Source organism: Pseudomonas sp. 51_B (assembly GCF_017491595.1).
Classification (GTDB): Bacteria; Pseudomonadota; Gammaproteobacteria; order Pseudomonadales; family Pseudomonadaceae; genus Aquipseudomonas; species Aquipseudomonas promysalinigenes.
In genome coordinates, this window is sequence record NZ_JAFGYW010000012.1 from 14,716 (window position 1) to 31,766 (window position 17,051).

General features: G+C 60.6%; 18 protein-coding genes and 1 tRNA gene. 12 read left to right on the top strand and 7 right to left on the bottom strand.

What is annotated here, in order from left to right:
* Positions 1-76: 76 nt before the first annotated feature.
* From J5M56_RS14520 to J5M56_RS14540, 5 genes are all read left to right on the top strand, one after another.
* On the top strand, positions 77-1,063 hold the full coding sequence (locus tag J5M56_RS14520) for an NAD(P)/FAD-dependent oxidoreductase (RefSeq protein ID WP_060477548.1): 987 nt from the start codon (positions 77-79) through the stop codon (positions 1,061-1,063).
* 107 nt (positions 1,064-1,170) lie between these two features.
* Positions 1,171-2,139 (top strand): DUF523 and DUF1722 domain-containing protein, encoded by a 969-nt coding sequence (locus tag J5M56_RS14525; RefSeq protein ID WP_060477547.1) that lies wholly within the window; start codon positions 1,171-1,173, stop codon positions 2,137-2,139.
* Complete coding sequence (locus tag J5M56_RS14530; RefSeq protein WP_207937199.1) at positions 2,129-3,004, top strand: MerR family transcriptional regulator; 876 nt, start codon at positions 2,129-2,131, stop codon at positions 3,002-3,004. Before J5M56_RS14525 ends, J5M56_RS14530 begins: the two co-directional genes overlap by 11 nt.
* A 13-nt stretch (positions 3,005-3,017) precedes the next feature.
* Positions 3,018-4,445, top strand: a complete 1,428-nt coding sequence (gene phrB, locus J5M56_RS14535) for a deoxyribodipyrimidine photo-lyase (RefSeq protein WP_207937200.1) — start codon at positions 3,018-3,020, stop codon at positions 4,443-4,445.
* Between the two features lie 11 nt (positions 4,446-4,456).
* Positions 4,457-5,155 (top strand): SDR family NAD(P)-dependent oxidoreductase, encoded by a 699-nt coding sequence (locus J5M56_RS14540; RefSeq protein WP_207937201.1) that lies wholly within the window; start codon positions 4,457-4,459, stop codon positions 5,153-5,155.
* 65 nt (positions 5,156-5,220) lie between these two features.
* Here the strand turns inward: J5M56_RS14540 and J5M56_RS14545 are convergent, their stop codons facing one another.
* The 7 genes from J5M56_RS14545 to J5M56_RS14575 all read right to left on the bottom strand — a co-directional run bounded on the left by J5M56_RS14545 (position 5,221) and on the right by J5M56_RS14575 (position 11,061).
* Positions 5,221-5,739, bottom strand: coding sequence for an acyloxyacyl hydrolase (locus tag J5M56_RS14545; RefSeq protein WP_060477543.1), 519 nt, complete (start codon positions 5,737-5,739; stop codon positions 5,221-5,223).
* A 105-nt stretch (positions 5,740-5,844) separates the two neighbouring features.
* Complete coding sequence (murI, locus tag J5M56_RS14550) at positions 5,845-6,642, bottom strand: glutamate racemase (protein WP_207937202.1); 798 nt, start codon at positions 6,640-6,642, stop codon at positions 5,845-5,847.
* Positions 6,635-7,390 carry a molybdopterin-synthase adenylyltransferase MoeB gene (locus tag J5M56_RS14555; protein ID WP_186478268.1) on the bottom strand — a complete coding sequence of 252 codons (756 nt, stop codon included), beginning with the start codon at positions 7,388-7,390 and terminating at the stop codon, positions 6,635-6,637. Before J5M56_RS14555 ends, murI begins: the two co-directional genes overlap by 8 nt.
* Entirely contained in the window at positions 7,384-8,214 is an 831-nt protein-coding gene (prmC, locus tag J5M56_RS14560) for a peptide chain release factor N(5)-glutamine methyltransferase (RefSeq protein WP_186478267.1), read from the bottom strand. The genes J5M56_RS14555 and prmC overlap by 7 nt, the downstream gene beginning before the upstream one ends.
* Entirely contained in the window at positions 8,214-9,296 is a 1,083-nt protein-coding gene (gene prfA / locus J5M56_RS14565; RefSeq protein ID WP_060477539.1) for a peptide chain release factor 1, read from the bottom strand. The genes prmC and prfA overlap by 1 nt, the downstream gene beginning before the upstream one ends.
* Complete coding sequence (gene hemA, locus J5M56_RS14570) at positions 9,293-10,570, bottom strand: glutamyl-tRNA reductase (RefSeq protein ID WP_060477538.1); 1,278 nt, start codon at positions 10,568-10,570, stop codon at positions 9,293-9,295. Before hemA ends, prfA begins: the two co-directional genes overlap by 4 nt.
* A gap of 149 nt (positions 10,571-10,719) precedes the next feature.
* Entirely contained in the window at positions 10,720-11,061 is a 342-nt protein-coding gene (locus J5M56_RS14575) for a hypothetical protein (protein ID WP_060477537.1), read from the bottom strand.
* Between the two features lie 290 nt (positions 11,062-11,351).
* Between J5M56_RS14575 and J5M56_RS14580 the strand changes: the two genes are divergently transcribed.
* The 7 genes from J5M56_RS14580 (at position 11,352) to pth (ending at position 17,031) form a co-directional block, all read left to right on the top strand.
* Entirely contained in the window at positions 11,352-13,073 is a 1,722-nt protein-coding gene (locus tag J5M56_RS14580; protein WP_186478266.1) for a tetratricopeptide repeat protein, read from the top strand.
* A 4-nt stretch (positions 13,074-13,077) separates the two neighbouring features.
* On the top strand, positions 13,078-13,695 hold the full coding sequence (gene lolB / locus J5M56_RS14585) for a lipoprotein insertase outer membrane protein LolB (protein ID WP_207937203.1): 618 nt from the start codon (positions 13,078-13,080) through the stop codon (positions 13,693-13,695).
* A 4-nt stretch (positions 13,696-13,699) separates the two neighbouring features.
* A complete protein-coding gene (gene ispE, locus J5M56_RS14590; RefSeq protein ID WP_207937204.1) occupies positions 13,700-14,560 on the top strand; it encodes a 4-(cytidine 5'-diphospho)-2-C-methyl-D-erythritol kinase in 861 nt (286 codons plus the stop codon).
* A gap of 20 nt (positions 14,561-14,580) precedes the next feature.
* Positions 14,581-14,655 (top strand) — tRNA-Gln (locus J5M56_RS14595).
* A gap of 48 nt (positions 14,656-14,703) precedes the next feature.
* Entirely contained in the window at positions 14,704-15,645 is a 942-nt protein-coding gene (locus J5M56_RS14600; RefSeq protein WP_003247410.1) for a ribose-phosphate pyrophosphokinase, read from the top strand.
* A gap of 120 nt (positions 15,646-15,765) precedes the next feature.
* Positions 15,766-16,365, top strand: a complete 600-nt coding sequence (locus J5M56_RS14605; RefSeq protein WP_060477533.1) for a 50S ribosomal protein L25/general stress protein Ctc — start codon at positions 15,766-15,768, stop codon at positions 16,363-16,365.
* Positions 16,366-16,446: 81 nt separating this feature from the next.
* On the top strand, positions 16,447-17,031 hold the full coding sequence (gene pth, locus J5M56_RS14610) for an aminoacyl-tRNA hydrolase (RefSeq protein WP_009686183.1): 585 nt from the start codon (positions 16,447-16,449) through the stop codon (positions 17,029-17,031).
* The last annotated feature ends 20 nt before the right edge of the window (positions 17,032-17,051 follow it).

Sequence of the window (17,051 nt, forward strand, 5' to 3'; positions counted from 1 at the left end):
TTATACAAAGATTTTACATTGTACAGGTTTGTCCGACAGCGTAGTCTGCTTACAGCAAGGTTCGAAGAGGCCAATCATGACTGTACCTATTGCCATCATCGGTGCCGGTATCGCCGGCCTGTCTGCCGCTCAGGCCCTGCAAAAGGCCGGGCAGCCCGTCCACGTGTTCGATAAAGGCCGCGGCAGCGGCGGGCGCATGGCCAGCAAGCATAGCGAGGCAGGCTCATTGGACCTTGGCGCCCAATATTTCACCGCCCGCGACCGACGCTTCGTCGAGCAGGTGCAACAGTGGGTGGCGAACGGGTGGGTGGAACAGTGGAAGCCGCAACTTTACAACTCCCGCGATGGCCAGCTCACGCCCTCCCCCGACGAACAAACGCGCTGGGTAGGTATACCGCGCATGAGCGCCATCACTCGCGGCTTGCTCAAGGACGTCACCGTCAACTTCGGGTGCCGTATCGCTGAGGTATTCCGCGGAAAGCAGTACTGGCATCTGCAGGACACCGAAGGCTGCAGCCACGGCCCATTCAGTCGTGTAGTGATCGCAGTACCCGCCCCACAGGCCACGCAGTTGCTGGCGGCCACTCCCAAGCTCGCGGCGGTTGCTGCGGGTGTGCAAATGGACCCAACCTGGGCAGTCGCGCTGGGCTTTGAAACCCCACTGCAAACCCCTATGCAAGGGTGCTTCGTGCAAGACAGCGCGCTCGACTGGCTGGCACGTAATCGCAGTAAACCCGGCCGTGACTCCCCGCTGGATACTTGGGTTCTGCACGCCACCGCCGACTGGAGCAAACAGCACATCGATCTGGCCAAGGATGAGGTCATTGAGCAGCTGTGTGGAGAATTCGCCGAGCTGATCGGCTGCGTGGTGCCGGCACCCAGTTTCGCCCTGGCTCACCGCTGGCTGTACGCACGACCGGCCGTCAACCACGAGTGGGGTGTTTTGGCCGATGCCGACCAAGGGCTGTATGCCTGCGGCGATTGGTGCCTCTCAGGCCGCGTCGAAGGTGCCTGGCTCAGTGGCCAGGAAGCCGCGCGCAGGCTGCTGGAACATCTTGAGTGACACTGCTCAGAAAACTTATACAAAAAAAATTGTTGCATAAGTTTTTGCCTGTGCTGGAATAAACCTGTACACCTTAGCACTCATGTACAAGTTTACCGGAGACAGCCATGCACGAACCTGCCGCCGCACATAAGCCCCGTATCGCTATCAGCTCCTGCCTGACAGGCCAAAGCGTGCGCTACAACGGTGGGCACAAGTCTTCAGACCTGTGTCGGGAGCAATTGGAAGCTCATTTCGAATGGCTGCCCGTCTGCCCAGAGGTCGCAATCGGCCTGGGCGTACCACGCGAGCCAATCCGATTGGTGGGTGACCCCGAGCGGCCAGCGGTGGTAGGCACACGCAACCCCGGCGCCGACTTGGCCGGCCCGCTGCGCAACTACGCCGAGCAGATGGCCGAAGAGCTCGATGACATCTGCGGATATATATTCATGCAAAAGTCTCCGTCCTGCGGCCTGGATCGGGTCAAGGTCTATCAGGATAACGGCTACCCGGCTCAGCAAGGGGGTAAAGGGGCTTACGCCGCCGCCTTCTGCGACCGCCGCCCAGACCTGCCGGTGGAAGAGGAGGGACGGCTGCACGACCCGGTGCTGCGCGAAAACTTCATCAGCCGCGTCTACGCCTACGCCGACTGGCAGCGCTTGCTGGCACAAGGGCTAAGTCGCGGTGCGCTCGTAAGCTTTCATGCACGCTACAAGTACCTGGTCATGGCCAACAACCCTCGGGCCTACCGCGAGCTGGGTCGCCTGTTGGGCAGTATGAGCCGCGATGACGACCCTGAGCGCATTGGGCCCTGTTACTTCAGCCAGCTGATGCAAGCCCTGCGGCGTTGTGCCAGCCGTGGCAACCATTGCAACGTGCTGCAGCACCTAAGTGGCTACTTCAAGCAAGCACTGACTCAGCAGGACAAGGCCGAATTGCAACACGTCATCAGCCAGTATCAGAAAGGCGTGGTGCCACTGGTAGTACCGTTGACCTTGCTCAAGCATCACCTGCTCAAGCACCCAGACCCCTACCTGCAGCAACAGGCCTATCTACAGCCGCACCCGGAAAGCCTGGGCCTGCGCAATGCTGTCTGAGTCGCTGGTACCCATCGGCGAATTGGCCCGCCGAACTGGCGTTAACCCGGTCACTCTACGCGCATGGGAGCGCCGCTACGGCCTGCTCAAACCACAGCGCACGGCCAAAGGGCATCGCCTTTACGGGCCTGAACAGCTTGAACGGGTAAGGTCGATTCTGGCTTGGCTTGAACGTGGGGCATCGGTCAGCCAAGTGATCGAGTTGCTGGACCACACGCCTGAGCAGGCGCCTGTGGGAGACTGGCAGCTCCGTCAACGGCAGCTGATCGACGCCATAGGCAGTCTGTCCCAGCGTTCACTTGATCAGCAACTCAATCAAGTCATGGCTCTTTACCCCGCTGTCACCTTGTGTGAGCAATTGCTTTTGCCACTGCTGCGCGGGCTTGCAGTGCGCTGGCGCAGCCACTCCGATGCACGCCTTGAGCAGGTGTTCTTCAACACTTGGTTGCGCAGCAAGCTGGGCGCCCGCGTGTATCACGACAACCAATCGCTGCAAGGTGCGCCAGTGCTGCTTTGTGAAGACAGTGAGCGCCCGTTCGATCAAGGCCTGTGGCTATGCGCATGGCTATTGAGCAGCAATGGCGTCCCCGTGGAGATTCTGGAACAGCCCGTGGCGGGCTCGCAGTTACTCCGTGCCGTGACCGCGCTGCAGCCGCGAGCAGTGTTGTTTCACCTAGGCCCGCGCATCGATGCAGCGGCACTACTGAGTACCTTGCAACATATCAGCGGGCCCAAGCTGCTGGGCGGCGCAACCATCGCTCTGCATCAGGCACAACTGAACGCTTTCGGTTTGCCCGATCTCTATTTGTTCGATACACCGCAGGCGGCATTGCGAGCGCTGCTTGACGATAATCGCCTCCAGTAAAAACGAGTACTCAATGCAACTGATCTGGCTACGCAGCGACTTGCGCATTACTGACAACTCCGCCCTCAGCGCCGCCTGCGAGCGCGGCCCTACCGTAGCCGTGTGGCTGGCAAGCCCCGGCCAATGGCAGGCTCACGATGACGCCGCCTGCAAGGTCGACTTCTGGTTGCGCAATCTGCGCCAACTGCGCCAGTCCCTTGAGCAGCTGAACATCCCTCTGTTGGTGCGCAAGATCGACACTTGGGAGCAGGTGCCGGCTACGCTGCTCGACATTTGCCGTAAACACGACATCAAGGCTGTGCATTGGAACGAAGAATATGGCATCAACGAAGCGCTTCGTGATGACGCCACCCGCACGCAGCTTGAGAAGGCTGGTGTGCAGGCCCACAGCTATCTCGACCAGTTGTTCTTCAGGCCCGGCACTATCCTTACCCGCAGCGGCGATTATTTCCAAGTATTCAGCCAGTTCAAGAAAGTCTGCCTTGAACACCTGCACCGCAGCCTGCCGTCGCTGGCCAGCCAGGTAAAAAAGCAACGCCCGCTGGATATCACCAGTGACCCGATCCCACAACACATTGAGGGGTTCGATAAACCTCCTCGCACACTGAGCGAGCACTGGCCTGCCGGTGAGGATGAGGCGCAGACCCGCCTAACGCGCTTTGTCGATGAAACCATCGACGATTACGAACAACTGCGTGACCTTCCGGCCAAACCGGGTACCAGCCAACTGTCCGCCTACCTGGCCGCAGGTGTGATCTCGCCAAGGCAATGCCTGCATGCTGCCCTGGGGAGCAACCGTGGCGAATTCGACAGCGGCAGCCGCGGGGTACAAACCTGGATCAATGAACTGATATGGCGGGAGTTCTACAAGCATATCCTGACCGGTTATCCACAGGTCTCCAGGCACCGCGCCTTCCGCGCACAGACCGAGGCCCTGCCGTGGCGCAATGCCCCTGATGATCTGAAGGCCTGGCAGGAAGGCCGTACCGGCTTCCCGATCATCGATGCGGCCATGCGCCAGCTGTTGCATACCGGCTGGATGCACAATCGCTTGCGTATGATCGTCGCCATGTTCTTGACCAAGAACCTATTGATCGACTGGCGCTTGGGCGAACGTCACTTTATGCGTCACCTGATTGATGGCGACCTGGCTGCCAACAATGGTGGCTGGCAATGGAGCGCTTCGACCGGAACCGATTCAGTGCCCTATTTTCGGATCTTCAACCCCATCTCCCAGTCAGAGCGATTCGACCCTGATGGCCGTTTCATTCGGCATTGGCTGCCAGAGTTAAAGCATCTGGATGAAAAAAACATTCACGACCCAGTGAAATGCTCGGATCTTTTTGCTAATAACGCTTATCACAGTCCTATAGTCGATCTGGCAAGCAGTCGCCAACGTGCATTGGAAGCCTTCAAAGGCCTACCACGTCGGCAGAAATAGAGGGCAGTATCTTGAATGACTCGCGTAGTTTCTGGATTACGGGGGCCGGTAATGGACTGGGTTTGGCCTTGGTGGAAAGGTTGCTCGAAAACGGGCACCGAGTCGCCGCAAGTGGCAAGGAATGCGACGCTTTGGATGCATTGGGCATGCGACATGGCAGCCAGTTGTTGAGGCTGCCCTGGCAATTGCATGAAGAAGGCCAAGCTAGCCGTGCAACTGAGCAGATTTGTCACGCATGGTGCTCGCTTGACGTGCTGATCATCAATGCAGGTACCAGTGACTATTTAGCCGCTGGCGTGCCTGACGATCAGGTATTGGAAACCATCGTCAATGACAATCAGCTGGCAACCGAGCATTGCCTCAACAGTGCTTTGCCATTGCTCAAGCAGGGGTATCAGCCGCAAGTCATGGTGGTCTTCAATCGCTACTCAGCCTTGCAGCTGTATTCGCCTACTCAAGTGACGTCAGGCTGGAACAGTGCAGTGCAATGGTCGCGGGAACAGCGCCCAAATCTGAAGAGCCAAGGGATTGATCTGACTGTGGTGGCGCCCCAGTCGTTGAAGACGCCGGTGACGCCCGTCAAGGCGGCTCCGAGTGAATGGACACCGCAGAGTGCAGCGGATGAGCTGCTGACCCGTCTGCCGCTACGCGAACCGGAGCTGGTGTTGGAGGTTATGGACATCAGCAGCTTGTGGCCGTTGTCACGTTGACTGATGACTTACCGAGCCTGGCGCTGCCGCCTACATTGTAAGCGGCAGCGCCAGGACGAAATCGGTCAGAGCGCCATGCGGTAATGCAGGCTGTAGCTCTCGACACCGTCGTTGGGCTGCTTGATGCCTGCGTTGGAATAATGAATCGCCCTCACCCCAACCTCGTGCCCGCCGGCAAAGCGCAGGCCGAAGCCTACCCGATCTTCGAAATTGAAGGATGAACCGAGGTTGTTGCTTTCAATCTCCGTGCTGGAGAACGCCGCCACACCGATACCCGCCTCGATGTAGGGTTTGACCGACTGCCCTGCAAACTCGTAAACGAACACTGGCGAGAAAGACAGGCTGTGGTTACTGGCAGTTTCATCGCCCTGCCAGTAGGTGTAGGCCCCGTCCCAATAACCCGTTAGCCGACCCACACTGCTCTGCCACCAGCTTTTGTCCCAGTTGGACTGCAACCCCAGACGATAGACCATGGTGGAGTCACCGGTCTGCCCAACCGAAAGCGAGACATCGGCAGCTTGTGCCACCACTACATGTCCCAGGGCCAGGGCGGCAGCCGCCGCCAAACCGAGCAGTCGCTTCATCAAAAACATCCTTCCTTTCATACCGTTATTAGTATCCACCTGCCATCAGGCACCTGGATAGAAAGCGGGATTGGTACGATAGTTCAGGTGTTCTTCACATTTTTTTTACAAAGTGAAACATTCCACCCGATCAGATGGCTGCCAGAGCACGGGCAGGACTCGCTTGAGTGCCAATGGATCACCGCTGCTCCAGAAGCTTGCCTCTCGGGAAGGCCCATCAGCTAAAAGCGCCTGGGCTGCCAACAACCTCTGCAACTGGCGGGCTACTGCAGCACCGGTATCGATGATGGCCACGTCAGCGGGCACCATCTCGGTCAACAGTGGGCGTAGGAAGGGGTAATGGGTACAACCCAGGATCAAGGTATCGCAGCCTGCGGCCAACAAGGGCTGCACGTAACCCAGCAGCAATTGACGCAACTGCGGGCTGGTCAGGTCGCCGGTTTCGATCCGCTCCACAAGCCCTGGGCAAGGCTGGGTGATGACCTGAACGTCTGTGGCGAAACGATCGAGTAAAGCGGCGAACTTGGCACTCTGCAGGGTGCCAGTGGTAGCCAGCACACCCACTACACCGGAGCGGGTAGCGGCCGCGGCAGGCTTGACGGCAGGCTCCATGCCGACCAATGGCCAGTGCGGGTACAACTCGCGCAAATCGGCGACCGCGGCCACTGTGGCAGTGTTGCACGCCAGCACCATTGCCTTGGCCCCTTGGGCCTGAAAGAACTCGGCAATCCGTCGGCAGCGCTGGCGAATGTAGTCTGGGGACTTCTCGCCATATGGCACATGACCACAATCGGCCACGTAAAGCAGCGACTCATTGGGCAGCAAGCGCTGAATCTCGGCGAGCACCGACAACCCGCCGACTCCCGAATCCATCACGCCGACCGGCGCCGAACGCTCAACCATCGCGCTTGGCGCACACGGCGCAGGCCGGGTCACGCTTGACCCGCAGCTCACGCAAGCGCGTGCCAAGGGCATCGATCAACAGCAGCCGGCCGACCAGCGGTTCGCCAAACCCGGCGAGCAGTTTCATCGCCTCCAGCGCTTGCAGGCTACCCACCAGCCCTACCAGCGGCCCGATCACACCCGCTTCGCTACAGGTCAGCTCGTCTTCGCTACCGTGCCCGTAAAGGCAGTGGTAGCAAGGGCTGTAGTCACGCCGTGGGTCGAACACCGACAACTGGCCTTCCAGGCGAATGGCTGCACCACTGACCAACGGCTTGCCAGTGGCGAAGCAAGCGGCATTGACCGCCTCGCGCGTGGCGAAATTGTCGGAGCAGTCCAGCACCAGGTCGACACCTGCAACCGCCGCAGCCAAAGAGTCCACATCCAATGCTTCACGGTGGGCGACAAGCGTGACTTCAGGGTTGATCGCCCGCAGGCGCTGCAGCGCCGAATCGACCTTGCTCATACCTACGCTGTCACTGTCATGGATGACCTGACGTTGCAGGTTGGTCAGGTCGACCGTGTCGAAGTCAGCCAGGTGAAGCTCCCCCACCCCTGCGGCTGCCAGGTACAGCGCCACGGGCGAGCCAAGGCCACCGAGGCCGACGATCAGCGCCTTGCTGCGCTTGAGCCGCAATTGCCCATCGATATCGACCTGGGCCAGCAAGATCTGGCGGCTGTACCGCAACAATTCCTGATCGGTCAGCATGGCAGGCGCCCCAGTGAAATTCGCTCATGGCCGCCAAGGTCTTTGCGGCTGGTCACCTCGGTGAAGCCGTTGGCCTCGAGCAGGGCACGCACGTCGCCAGCCTGGTCGTAGCCGTGTTCAAGCAGCAGCCAACCACCGGGCAATAGGTGCTCCGGAGCCTGGGCGGCGATCGCTCGCAGGTCATCGAGGCCGTCGTTACCGGCTACCAGTGCACTGCTAGGCTCGAAACGCACGTCCCCTTCGGCCAGATGCGGGTCTTGGGCGCGGATATACGGTGGGTTGCTGAGGATCAAGTCAAAGCGCTGCCCGGCCAGATGGCTGAACCAGTGGCTTTTGAGGATCTGAACGTTGCCCAGGCCCAGGCGCTGGCGATTGCGCTCTGCCAGGGCCACGGCCTCATCGATGCGGTCCACGGCCGTCACCTGCCAGGCCGGGCGATCGCTGGCCAATGCCAACGCGATGGCGCCAGTACCGGTGCCCAAGTCGAGCACCTTGGCCGGCGACGCAGGCTGCAGCTCCAGGGCTGTCTCGACCAGCAGCTCGGTATCCGGGCGCGGTATCAGAGTGTGCGGCGCCACTTCCAGGTCAAGCTTCCAGAAGCCCTGCTGCCCAAGAATGTAGGCCACAGGCTCACCAGCACGGCGGCGCTGCAGGTAGCCGGCGTAGGTCTGGGCATCTTCGCTGCTGACAATCCGCTCAGGCCAGGTATGCAGAAAGCTGCGAGACTTGCCGATGGCGGCAGCCAGCAGCAGCTCGGCGTCCAGGCGTTCGCTGGGCGATTCGGGTAGCTGCGCGTTGCGCAGTAGGCTGGCAATGATGGTCATCAGTCCCCCAGCGCCGCCAGTTGGTCGGCCTGGTATTCGGCCAGCAAGGGTTCGATCACGGCTTCCACGCCTCCGGCGAGGATGTCGTCGAGCGAGTACAGGGTCAGGTTGATGCGGTGATCGGTTACCCGCCCCTGTGGATAATTGTAGGTGCGGATGCGTTCGGAGCGGTCACCGGAACCGACCAGCAGCTTGCGCTCGCTGGCAATGGCGTTTTGCGCGGCGCTAGTCTGCATGTCATTGAGCTTGGCAGACAGCCATGACAGGGCGCGGGCACGGTTCTTGTGCTGCGACCGCTCCTCTTGGCACTCGACCACGATGCCAGTCGGCAAGTGGGTAATGCGGATCGCCGAATCGGTCTTGTTCACGTGCTGGCCGCCAGCGCCCGAGGCACGGTAAGTGTCCACCCGCAGGTCTGCCGGGTTGATCTCGATGGCCGCTTGCTCATCCGGTTCGGGCAATACCGCCACGGTGCAGGCCGAGGTATGGATGCGGCCCTGGGATTCGGTTTCCGGCACGCGCTGAACACGGTGCGCGCCGGATTCGAACTTCAGTTTGCCGTACACATTTTCGCCTTCGACGCGGGCGATGATTTCTTTGTAGCCGCCGTGCTCGCCTTCGTTCTCGGAAAGGATCTCCAAACGCCAGCCGCGCTTTTCGGCGTAACGCGAGTACATGCGGAACAAGTCGCCGGAGAAGATCGCCGCCTCGTCGCCGCCAGTGCCTGCGCGGATCTCAAGGAACACGTTGCGACCATCGTTGGGGTCCTTGGGCAGCAGCATGCGCTGCAGGTTGGACTCCAGCCCGAGCAGTTGCTCCTTGGCCTCACGCACCTCTTCGGCGGCCATTTCGCGCAGGTCTGGGTCGGCGTCCTTGAGCAGCGCCTGGGCGCCTTCAAGGTCGTCCTGCACCTTGCGCCACTCTTTATACGCGGCGTACACCGGTTCCACTTCTGCATATTCGCGGGAATAGGCGCGGAAACGAGTCTGGTCGGAAATGACTTCGGCATCACCGAGCAGCGCGGTGAGTTCCTCGAAGCGGTCCTGGAGAATCTCCAGTTTATTGAGCAGCGACGCTTTCATTGCGGGGATTTGTCCGTCGAGCCCTCGTTGAGGGCAAAGAGTTCCTGGGCCATGGCCAGCGCATCGAGGCGGCCCTCGGCCGAGAGCTTTTTCAACTGCACGCTAGGCGCATGTAGGAGTTTGTTGGTCAGGCCCCGGGCCAATTGCGCCAGTACATCTTCGGGGTTGCCGCCGTTGGCCAGCAGACGCTGGGCCTTTTGCAATTCTTCGTCACGCAGGCGCTCGCTTTGCTGACGGTAGGCACGCAGCACATCGACAGCGGCCAGTTCGCGCAACCGCAGCATGAAGTCTTCAGCGCCGACCGCAACCAGTTCTTCGGCCGCCTGGGCCGCGCCCTGGCGGCTCTTGAGGTTTTCCGCCACCACTTCGTGCAAGTCATCGACGGTGTAAAGGTACACATCGTCCAGCTCGGCCACTTGCGGCTCGATATCTCGCGGCACCGCGATGTCGACCATGAAGATCGGTTTGTGCCGGCGCTGCTTCAGGGCGCTTTCGACCGCGCCCTTGCCGAGTATCGGCAGCTGGCTGGCGGTGGAGCTGATGACGATATCACTGTTGGCCAGCTCCTGCGGGATGTCGGCCAACAGCACGGCGTGGGCACCGAACTGCTCGGCAAGAATGCTCGCCCGCTCCAGTGTCCGGTTGGCTACTACGATACGGCGCACGCCTTGTTCATGCAGGTGGCGAGCTACCAAGGTTATGGTTTCGCCAGCGCCTATCAGCAGGGCCTGGCTGCGGCCCAGGTCACTGAAGATCTGCTTGGCCAGGCTCACGGCGGCAAACGCCACCGACACAGGGTTTTCGCCGATAGCGGTGTCGGTGCGCACCTGCTTGGCAGCGCTGAACGTGGCCTGGAACAGGCGCCCAAGCAGCGGGCCGACAGTGCCGGCTTCGCGTGCCACCGCGTAGGCCGACTTCATCTGGCCGAGGATCTGCGGCTCGCCCAGCACCAGGGAGTCGAGCCCGGAAGCCACGCGCATCATGTGTTTCACCGCAGCGTGCTCTTCATGGATGTAGGCACTGGCGCGCAGCTCATCCAGGCTCAGCCGATGATAGTCGGCCAGCCATCGTAAAACCGCGTCGGCGGACAGGTGGTCCTGCTCTATATAGAGCTCACTGCGGTTGCAGGTCGACAGAATTGCCGCCTCGCGGCTGGCGGTCAGTCGGCAGAGCTGCTGCAGGGCATCTACCAGCTGCTCAGGGGTAAACGCCACGCGCTCGCGTACGTCTACCGAGGCAGTCTTATGGTTGATACCAAGTGCAAGAAAGGCCATGCAAGGTCGCTGGTTGTGACGAGAAGCCGATAATTGTCCTCTTTCGCAGGTTTTAGGACAACCACCGTTCGCTATTGTGCTAAAAGCAGCCCGGCCCGACGAACGCTCGCCGGGCCGGGGCTAGTACCAGTGAACCCAGGCGCTTTGGCTTAAAGCGAGTTCGGGCCTACCTTCAGCGCCTTGAAGCTGAGCAGGCTACCGGCCTTCACCGCTTCTACCTGGGCAGTGATGGCATCTTTCACCACCGCTTCACCCAGGTCGGTGAGCTCCTGCTTCTTGATGTGCTCGACACTCAGGTGGAGCATGTGCAGTGCGACATCCATGGATTTCTGGAAAGCCAGCAGTGTGGTGTTCGGGCCCAGTTCTTCGATGACTTTTTCCCAGCGCCGATCCGATTCGGCCTGAAGCGTCAGGAATTCCTGCATCGACACTTTGTGGTCCGCGTAGATGTTGGCGAGCAGTTCTTCGAGCGATTTGGAGATGGCAGACATGCCGGATTCCTTCAATGAGGGGTGAAAGATTCTCGAAACAGCCAAGGGCTTGCTCCAAGTGCATGTATGAATACGTCGTCCAGGGAACTCACCCCATAGGCGCACTCGGCATTGGGCGCTGCAAATTCCTCACTTACCCGGCGTATTTTTTCCAACAGCTGTTTCGATCTGCACTTCTGCCCCGAGCGAGTGTCGGAGTCTTGCAATGAAACCGCGACCTTCGCAGGTGGGTTTGCCCCCGCGCTTGTGTCATCATGCTCCGACCGCCGGTTAGTCCTTGTAAGCCTTCTATGAACAGACCCTACGCACTGCTGCTTGCCTTCGCCCTGCTCCAGGGCTGCCAGAGCCTGGCTCCGCACAATGCCGCGCCCACCGTTGCCGAGGCCGGCAAAGGCGAGGCCGAAAAGCCTGTGGTGTATGGGTCGTTTTCGCAGGACACCCTGTACAGCCTGCTGGTGGCCGAACTGGCCGGCCAGCGCAACCGCTTTGATATCGCCCTGGCCAACTATACCGACCAGGCGCAGAAGACCCAGGATCCTGGCGTCTCCGAGCGTGCCTACCGCATCGCCGAATACTTGGGCGCAGACGAACCGGCCCTGGACAGCGCATTGATCTGGGCCAAGAACGACCCGCAGAACCTCGACGCCCAGCGCGCTGCGGCCATTCAGCTGGCCCGGGCCGGGCGTTACGATGACGCCATGGTCTACATGGAGAAAGTGCTTCAGGGCCAGGGCGACACCCACTTCGACTTCCTTGCCCTGTCGGCCGCCGAGACCGATCAGGGTACCCGCGACGGCTTGATGCAGAGCTTCGACCGTCTATTGGTCAAGTACCCGAACAACAGCCAACTGGTGTTCGGCAAGGCGCTGTTGCTGAACCAGGACGGCAAAGCGCAGGAGGCACTGGACCTGCTCGAAGCCCACCCGGTTCAAAATGGCGAAATCGCCCCAACTCTGTTGCGCGCTCGCCTGCTACAGGCCCTGGATCGGGGCCCGGAAGCATTGCCACTGCTGCGAGGGGCAATCCGCGACAACCCGGATGACAAGCGCCTGCGCCTGACCTACGCGCGCACCCTGGTCGAACAGGACCGCATGGCCGACGCCAAGGCTGAATTCCTGAGCCTGGTGCAGCAGTACCCGGACGACGACGAGTCGCGATACGCCCTGGCATTGGTCTGCCTGGAAAACCAGGATTGGGACGAAGCCGAGGTGTACCTGCGCGAGCTCATCGAGCGCGACAGCAACGTCGACGCCGCCCACCTGAACCTCGGGCGGATTGCCGAGGAGCGCCATGACCCGGCAGGAGCGCTACGCGAATACGCGTTGGTCGGCCCCGGCCCGGACTACCTGCCGGCACAGCTGCGCCAGGCCGATATCCTGATTGCCAATGGCCGCGGCACCGAGGCCTCGCGCCTGCTTGCCGAAGCTCGCGACGCACAGCCGGACAGCGCCGTACAGCTGTACCTGATCGAATCGGAAAGCTACAGCAACAACAACAAGGACGCCCAAGCCGACCAGGTGCTTCAGCAAGCCCTCAAACGCTACCCGGACGACCTGAATCTGCTTTATACCCGCGCCATGCTGGCGGAAAAACGCAACGACCTGCCACTGATGGAAAAAGACCTGCGCGCCATCATCGATCGCGAGCCAGACAATTCCATGGCACTCAACGCCTTGGGCTATACCCTGGCCGATCGCACCACTCGCTACAGCGAAGCTCAAGCACTGATCGAGAAGGCCCATCAGCTGACCCCGGATGACCCTGCCGTGCTCGACAGCATGGGCTGGATCAACTATCGGCTCGGGCGCCTCGACGAGGCTGAAAACTACCTGCGCCAGGCTTTCGCCCGCTTCCCAGACCACGAAGTAGCCGCTCACCTGGGCGAAGTGCTTTGGGCCAACGGCAAACGCCGTGAAGCCCGCCAAGTCTGGGCCAAAGGTTTCGAAGCCCAGGCCGACAGCCCTATCCTGCGCAAGACCCTCTTGCGCCTGACCGGATCCGAGACTCTTTAACGCTATGTTCCTGCGCCATTGCATCACCTTCACCCTGATCGCCCTGCTGGCTGGCTGCGCCGGCTTTGGAAGCCGCGAAGCCCTGCAAGGCCACGGCGACCCACAGCAGTGGCGCGCCCATAAAACACAGTTGAGCAGCCTCGACGGCTGGCAGATCAACGGCAAGGTCGGCATCCGCGCCCCGCGCGATTCCGGCAGCGGCACGCTGTTCTGGCTGCAGCGTCAGGACTATTACGATATCCGCCTTGCCGGCCCACTGGGCCGTGGCGCTGCCCGCCTGACCGGCCGCCCCGGTGGTGTGGTGCTGGAAGTGGCCAACCAGGGCCGCTATGAAGCCGCCAGCCCCGAAGCCCTGCTGGAAGAACAGCTGGGCTGGCAACTGCCGGTCTCGCATCTGGTCTGGTGGGTTCGCGGCCTGCCCGCCCCTGACAGCAAAAGCAAGCTGACCCTCGACGGCGACAGCCGCCTGGCCAGCCTCGACCAGGACGGCTGGCAGGTGCAGTACCTGAGCTACACCGAGCAAAACGGCTACTGGTTGCCTGAGCGCCTGAAGCTGCACGGCAAAGACCTCGACGTAACGCTCGTGGTCAAGGACTGGCAGCCGCGTCAGTTGGGGCACTGAGCTCATGCCTACCCTGACCCTGCCCGCCCCGGCCAAACTCAACCTGTGGCTGCATATCCTTGGCCGCCGCCCCGACGGTTACCACGAACTGGAAACGGTGTTCCAGTTCCTGGACCATGGCGATGAACTGCGCTTTGCCCGGCGCGAGGACGGCGTGATCCGCCTGCATGGCGAAATCGAGTCGGTGCCCCACGACAGTAACTTGATCGTGCGTGCCGCGCGTAAGTTACAGGAGGAGTCTGGCACTGGGCTCGGCGCCGACATCTGGTTGACCAAGGTACTGCCCATGGGCGGCGGCATCGGTGGCGGCAGCTCCGATGCCGCCACCACGCTGCTGGGGCTGGCGCACCTTTGGCAACTGGACTGGGACGAAAATCGCCTGGCTGCACTGGGCTTGGGTCTAGGCGCTGATGTGCCAGTGTTCGTGCGTGGCCACGCCGCCTTCGCCCAAGGGGTGGGCGAGCAATTGACGCCGGTAGATCCTGAGGAGCCATGGTACGTCGTGCTGGTGCCGCAAGTGTCTGTCAGCACAGCAGAAATTTTTTCACATCCGCAGTTGACACGTGATTCGCTCCCCCTTAAGATGCGCCCCGTTCCCAAGGGAAACAGTCGAAATGACTGCCAACCGGTGGTAGAGCAGAGTTACCCAGAAGTTCGCAACGCGCTGAATTCTTTGGGTAAATTCACAGAGGCTCGACTAACCGGTACTGGAAGTTGTGTGTTTGGGGCCTTCCCAAACAAAGCCGAAGCTGATAAAGTTCTGGCCCTTCTTTCAGTGACCCAAACAGGGTTTGTGGCGAAAGGAAGCAATATTTCGATGTTGCATCGCAAGCTGCAAAGTCTGGTCAAGAAGTCGAGCGCATAAGCGTTCGCAGCAACAGATACAGGGGCGTCGCCAAGCGGTAAGGCAGCAGGTTTTGATCCTGCCATGCGTTGGTTCGAATCCAGCCGCCCCTGCCATTTTCCTTATACTCATCCAGGTATACCCTCAGCCTTCAGGTACTGCGCGTGTCCAAGATGATGGTCTTTACGGGGAACGCTAACCCCGATCTGGCTCGGCGTGTCGTACGTCAGCTGCATATCCCTCTCGGTGACGTCTCTGTCGGTAAATTCTCCGACGGTGAGATCAGCACTGAGATCAATGAAAACGTTCGCGGTAAAGACGTCTTCATTATTCAGCCGACCTGTGCCCCGACCAACGATAACCTGATGGAACTGGTAGTGATGGCCGATGCCTTCCGCCGCTCCTCAGCATCCCGAATCACCGCCGTGATTCCTTACTTCGGATATGCCCGCCAGGACCGCCGTCCGCGTTCGGCACGTGTAGCCATCAGCGCCAAAGTCGTCGCTGACATGCTCACTGTCGTAGGTATCGACCGTGTACTCACCGTCGACCTGCACGCTGACCAGATCCAAGGCTTCTTCGATATTCCTGTCGATAACATCTACGGTTCGCCCGTATTGGTCGACGACATCGAAGACCAGCGTTTCGAGAACCTGATGATCGTTTCCCCGGACATCGGTGGCGTTGTGCGCGCACGCGCCGTTGCCAAGTCCCTGGGTGTAGATCTGGGTATCATCGACAAACGCCGCGAGAAGGCTAACCACTCCGAGGTCATGCACATCATCGGCGACGTCGAAGGGCGCACATGCATCCTGGTAGACGACATGGTCGACACCGCCGGCACCCTGTGCCACGCGGCCAAAGCCTTGAAAGAGCATGGCGCTGCCAAGGTTTACGCCTACTGCACGCACCCTGTTCTGTCGGGCCGTGCGATCGAAAACATCGAGAAGTCGGTCCTGGACGAGCTGGTGGTGACCAACACCGTTCCGCTGTCTGCCGCTGCTCAAGCCTGTGACCGTATCCGCCAGCTGGATATCGCACCGGTTGTTGCCGAAGCGGTTCGCCGCATCAGCAACGAAGAATCGATCAGCGCGATGTTCCGCTAAGCGGAACACGTGTTGATATGAAGCGCCCCGCCCCAGCATCTTGTTGGGGCGGGGCTTTTTTGCCACCCCGTCTGGCGCTGGTCGCAAACGCCTTACGGCAGGCTATTTTGGAGAAGCAAAATGACTGATTTCATCCTGAACGCCCAAGCGCGTACTGACCTGGGGAAAGGTGCGAGCCGCCGCCTGCGTCACTCCGCCAACATCCCTGCCGTTGTATACGGTGGCGATAAAGAAGCCCAATCCCTGACCATCGTGGCCAAGGAAATCGCCAAGCTGTTCGAAAACGAAGCTGCCTTCAGCCACGTTATCGAACTGAACGTCGATGGCGCCAAGCAGAACGTCGTGGTCAAGGCCATGCAGCGTCACCCAGCCAAAGGCTTCATCATGCACGCTGACTTCGTTCGCGTGGTTGCTGGCCAGAAGCTGACCGCTGTTGTTCCAGTGCACTTCATCAACGAAGAAGCACCGATCAAGAAAGGCGGCGAAGTTTCGCACGTTGAATCGCAGATCGAAGTTTCCTGCGAAGCCAAAGACCTGCCAGAGTTCATCGAAGTTGACCTGGCCAAGGCCGAAATCGGCACCATCATCCACCTGTCGGACCTGAAAGCTCCGAAAGGCGTAGAGTTCGTCGCTCTGGCCCACGGTGATGACAAAGCTGTTGCCAACGTTCACGCTCCGCGCATTTCCGCCGAAGCTGCTGAAGAAGACGCTGCCGAGTAATCCACTCGCGCGCCGGTGTTGATCGGGTTACAGTGCGCCCCGCGCCCTGTAACCCAACAACTCCAAGGAAGAGCCCCTGACGTGACCGCCATCCAGTTGATCGTCGGCCTGGGTAACCCCGGCCCCGAATACGAACAGACCCGGCATAACGCAGGGGCTCTTTTCGTAGAACGCATTGCCAGCGCCCAGCGGGTATCGCTGACCGCTGACAAGAAATATTTCGGCCTGACGGCTAAGTTCAGCCATCAGGGCAACGACGTTCGTCTGTTGATCCCCACTACCTACATGAACCGCAGCGGCCAGGCCGTGGCGGCATTGGCGAATTTCTTCCGCATCAAGCCGGAAGCAATCCTGGTGGCTCATGACGAACTCGACCTGCCTCCGGGCGTTGCCAAGCTCAAGCGCGGCGGCGGCCATGGGGGGCACAACGGCCTACGCGACATCATCGCGCAGCTCGGCAACCAGAACGACTTCCATCGCCTGCGGCTTGGCATCGGCCACCCAGGTGACGCCAAACTGGTCTCCAACTTCGTCCTGGGCCGCGCGCCGCGCGCCGAGCAGGAGAAGCTCGACGCCAGCATCGATTTTGCCCTCGGCGTGCTGCCGGACGTACTGGCTGGCGACTTCGCCAAGGCCATGCGCGAGTTGCACAGCCAGAAGGCCTGATTTCCTAGAGAGGGGAATAC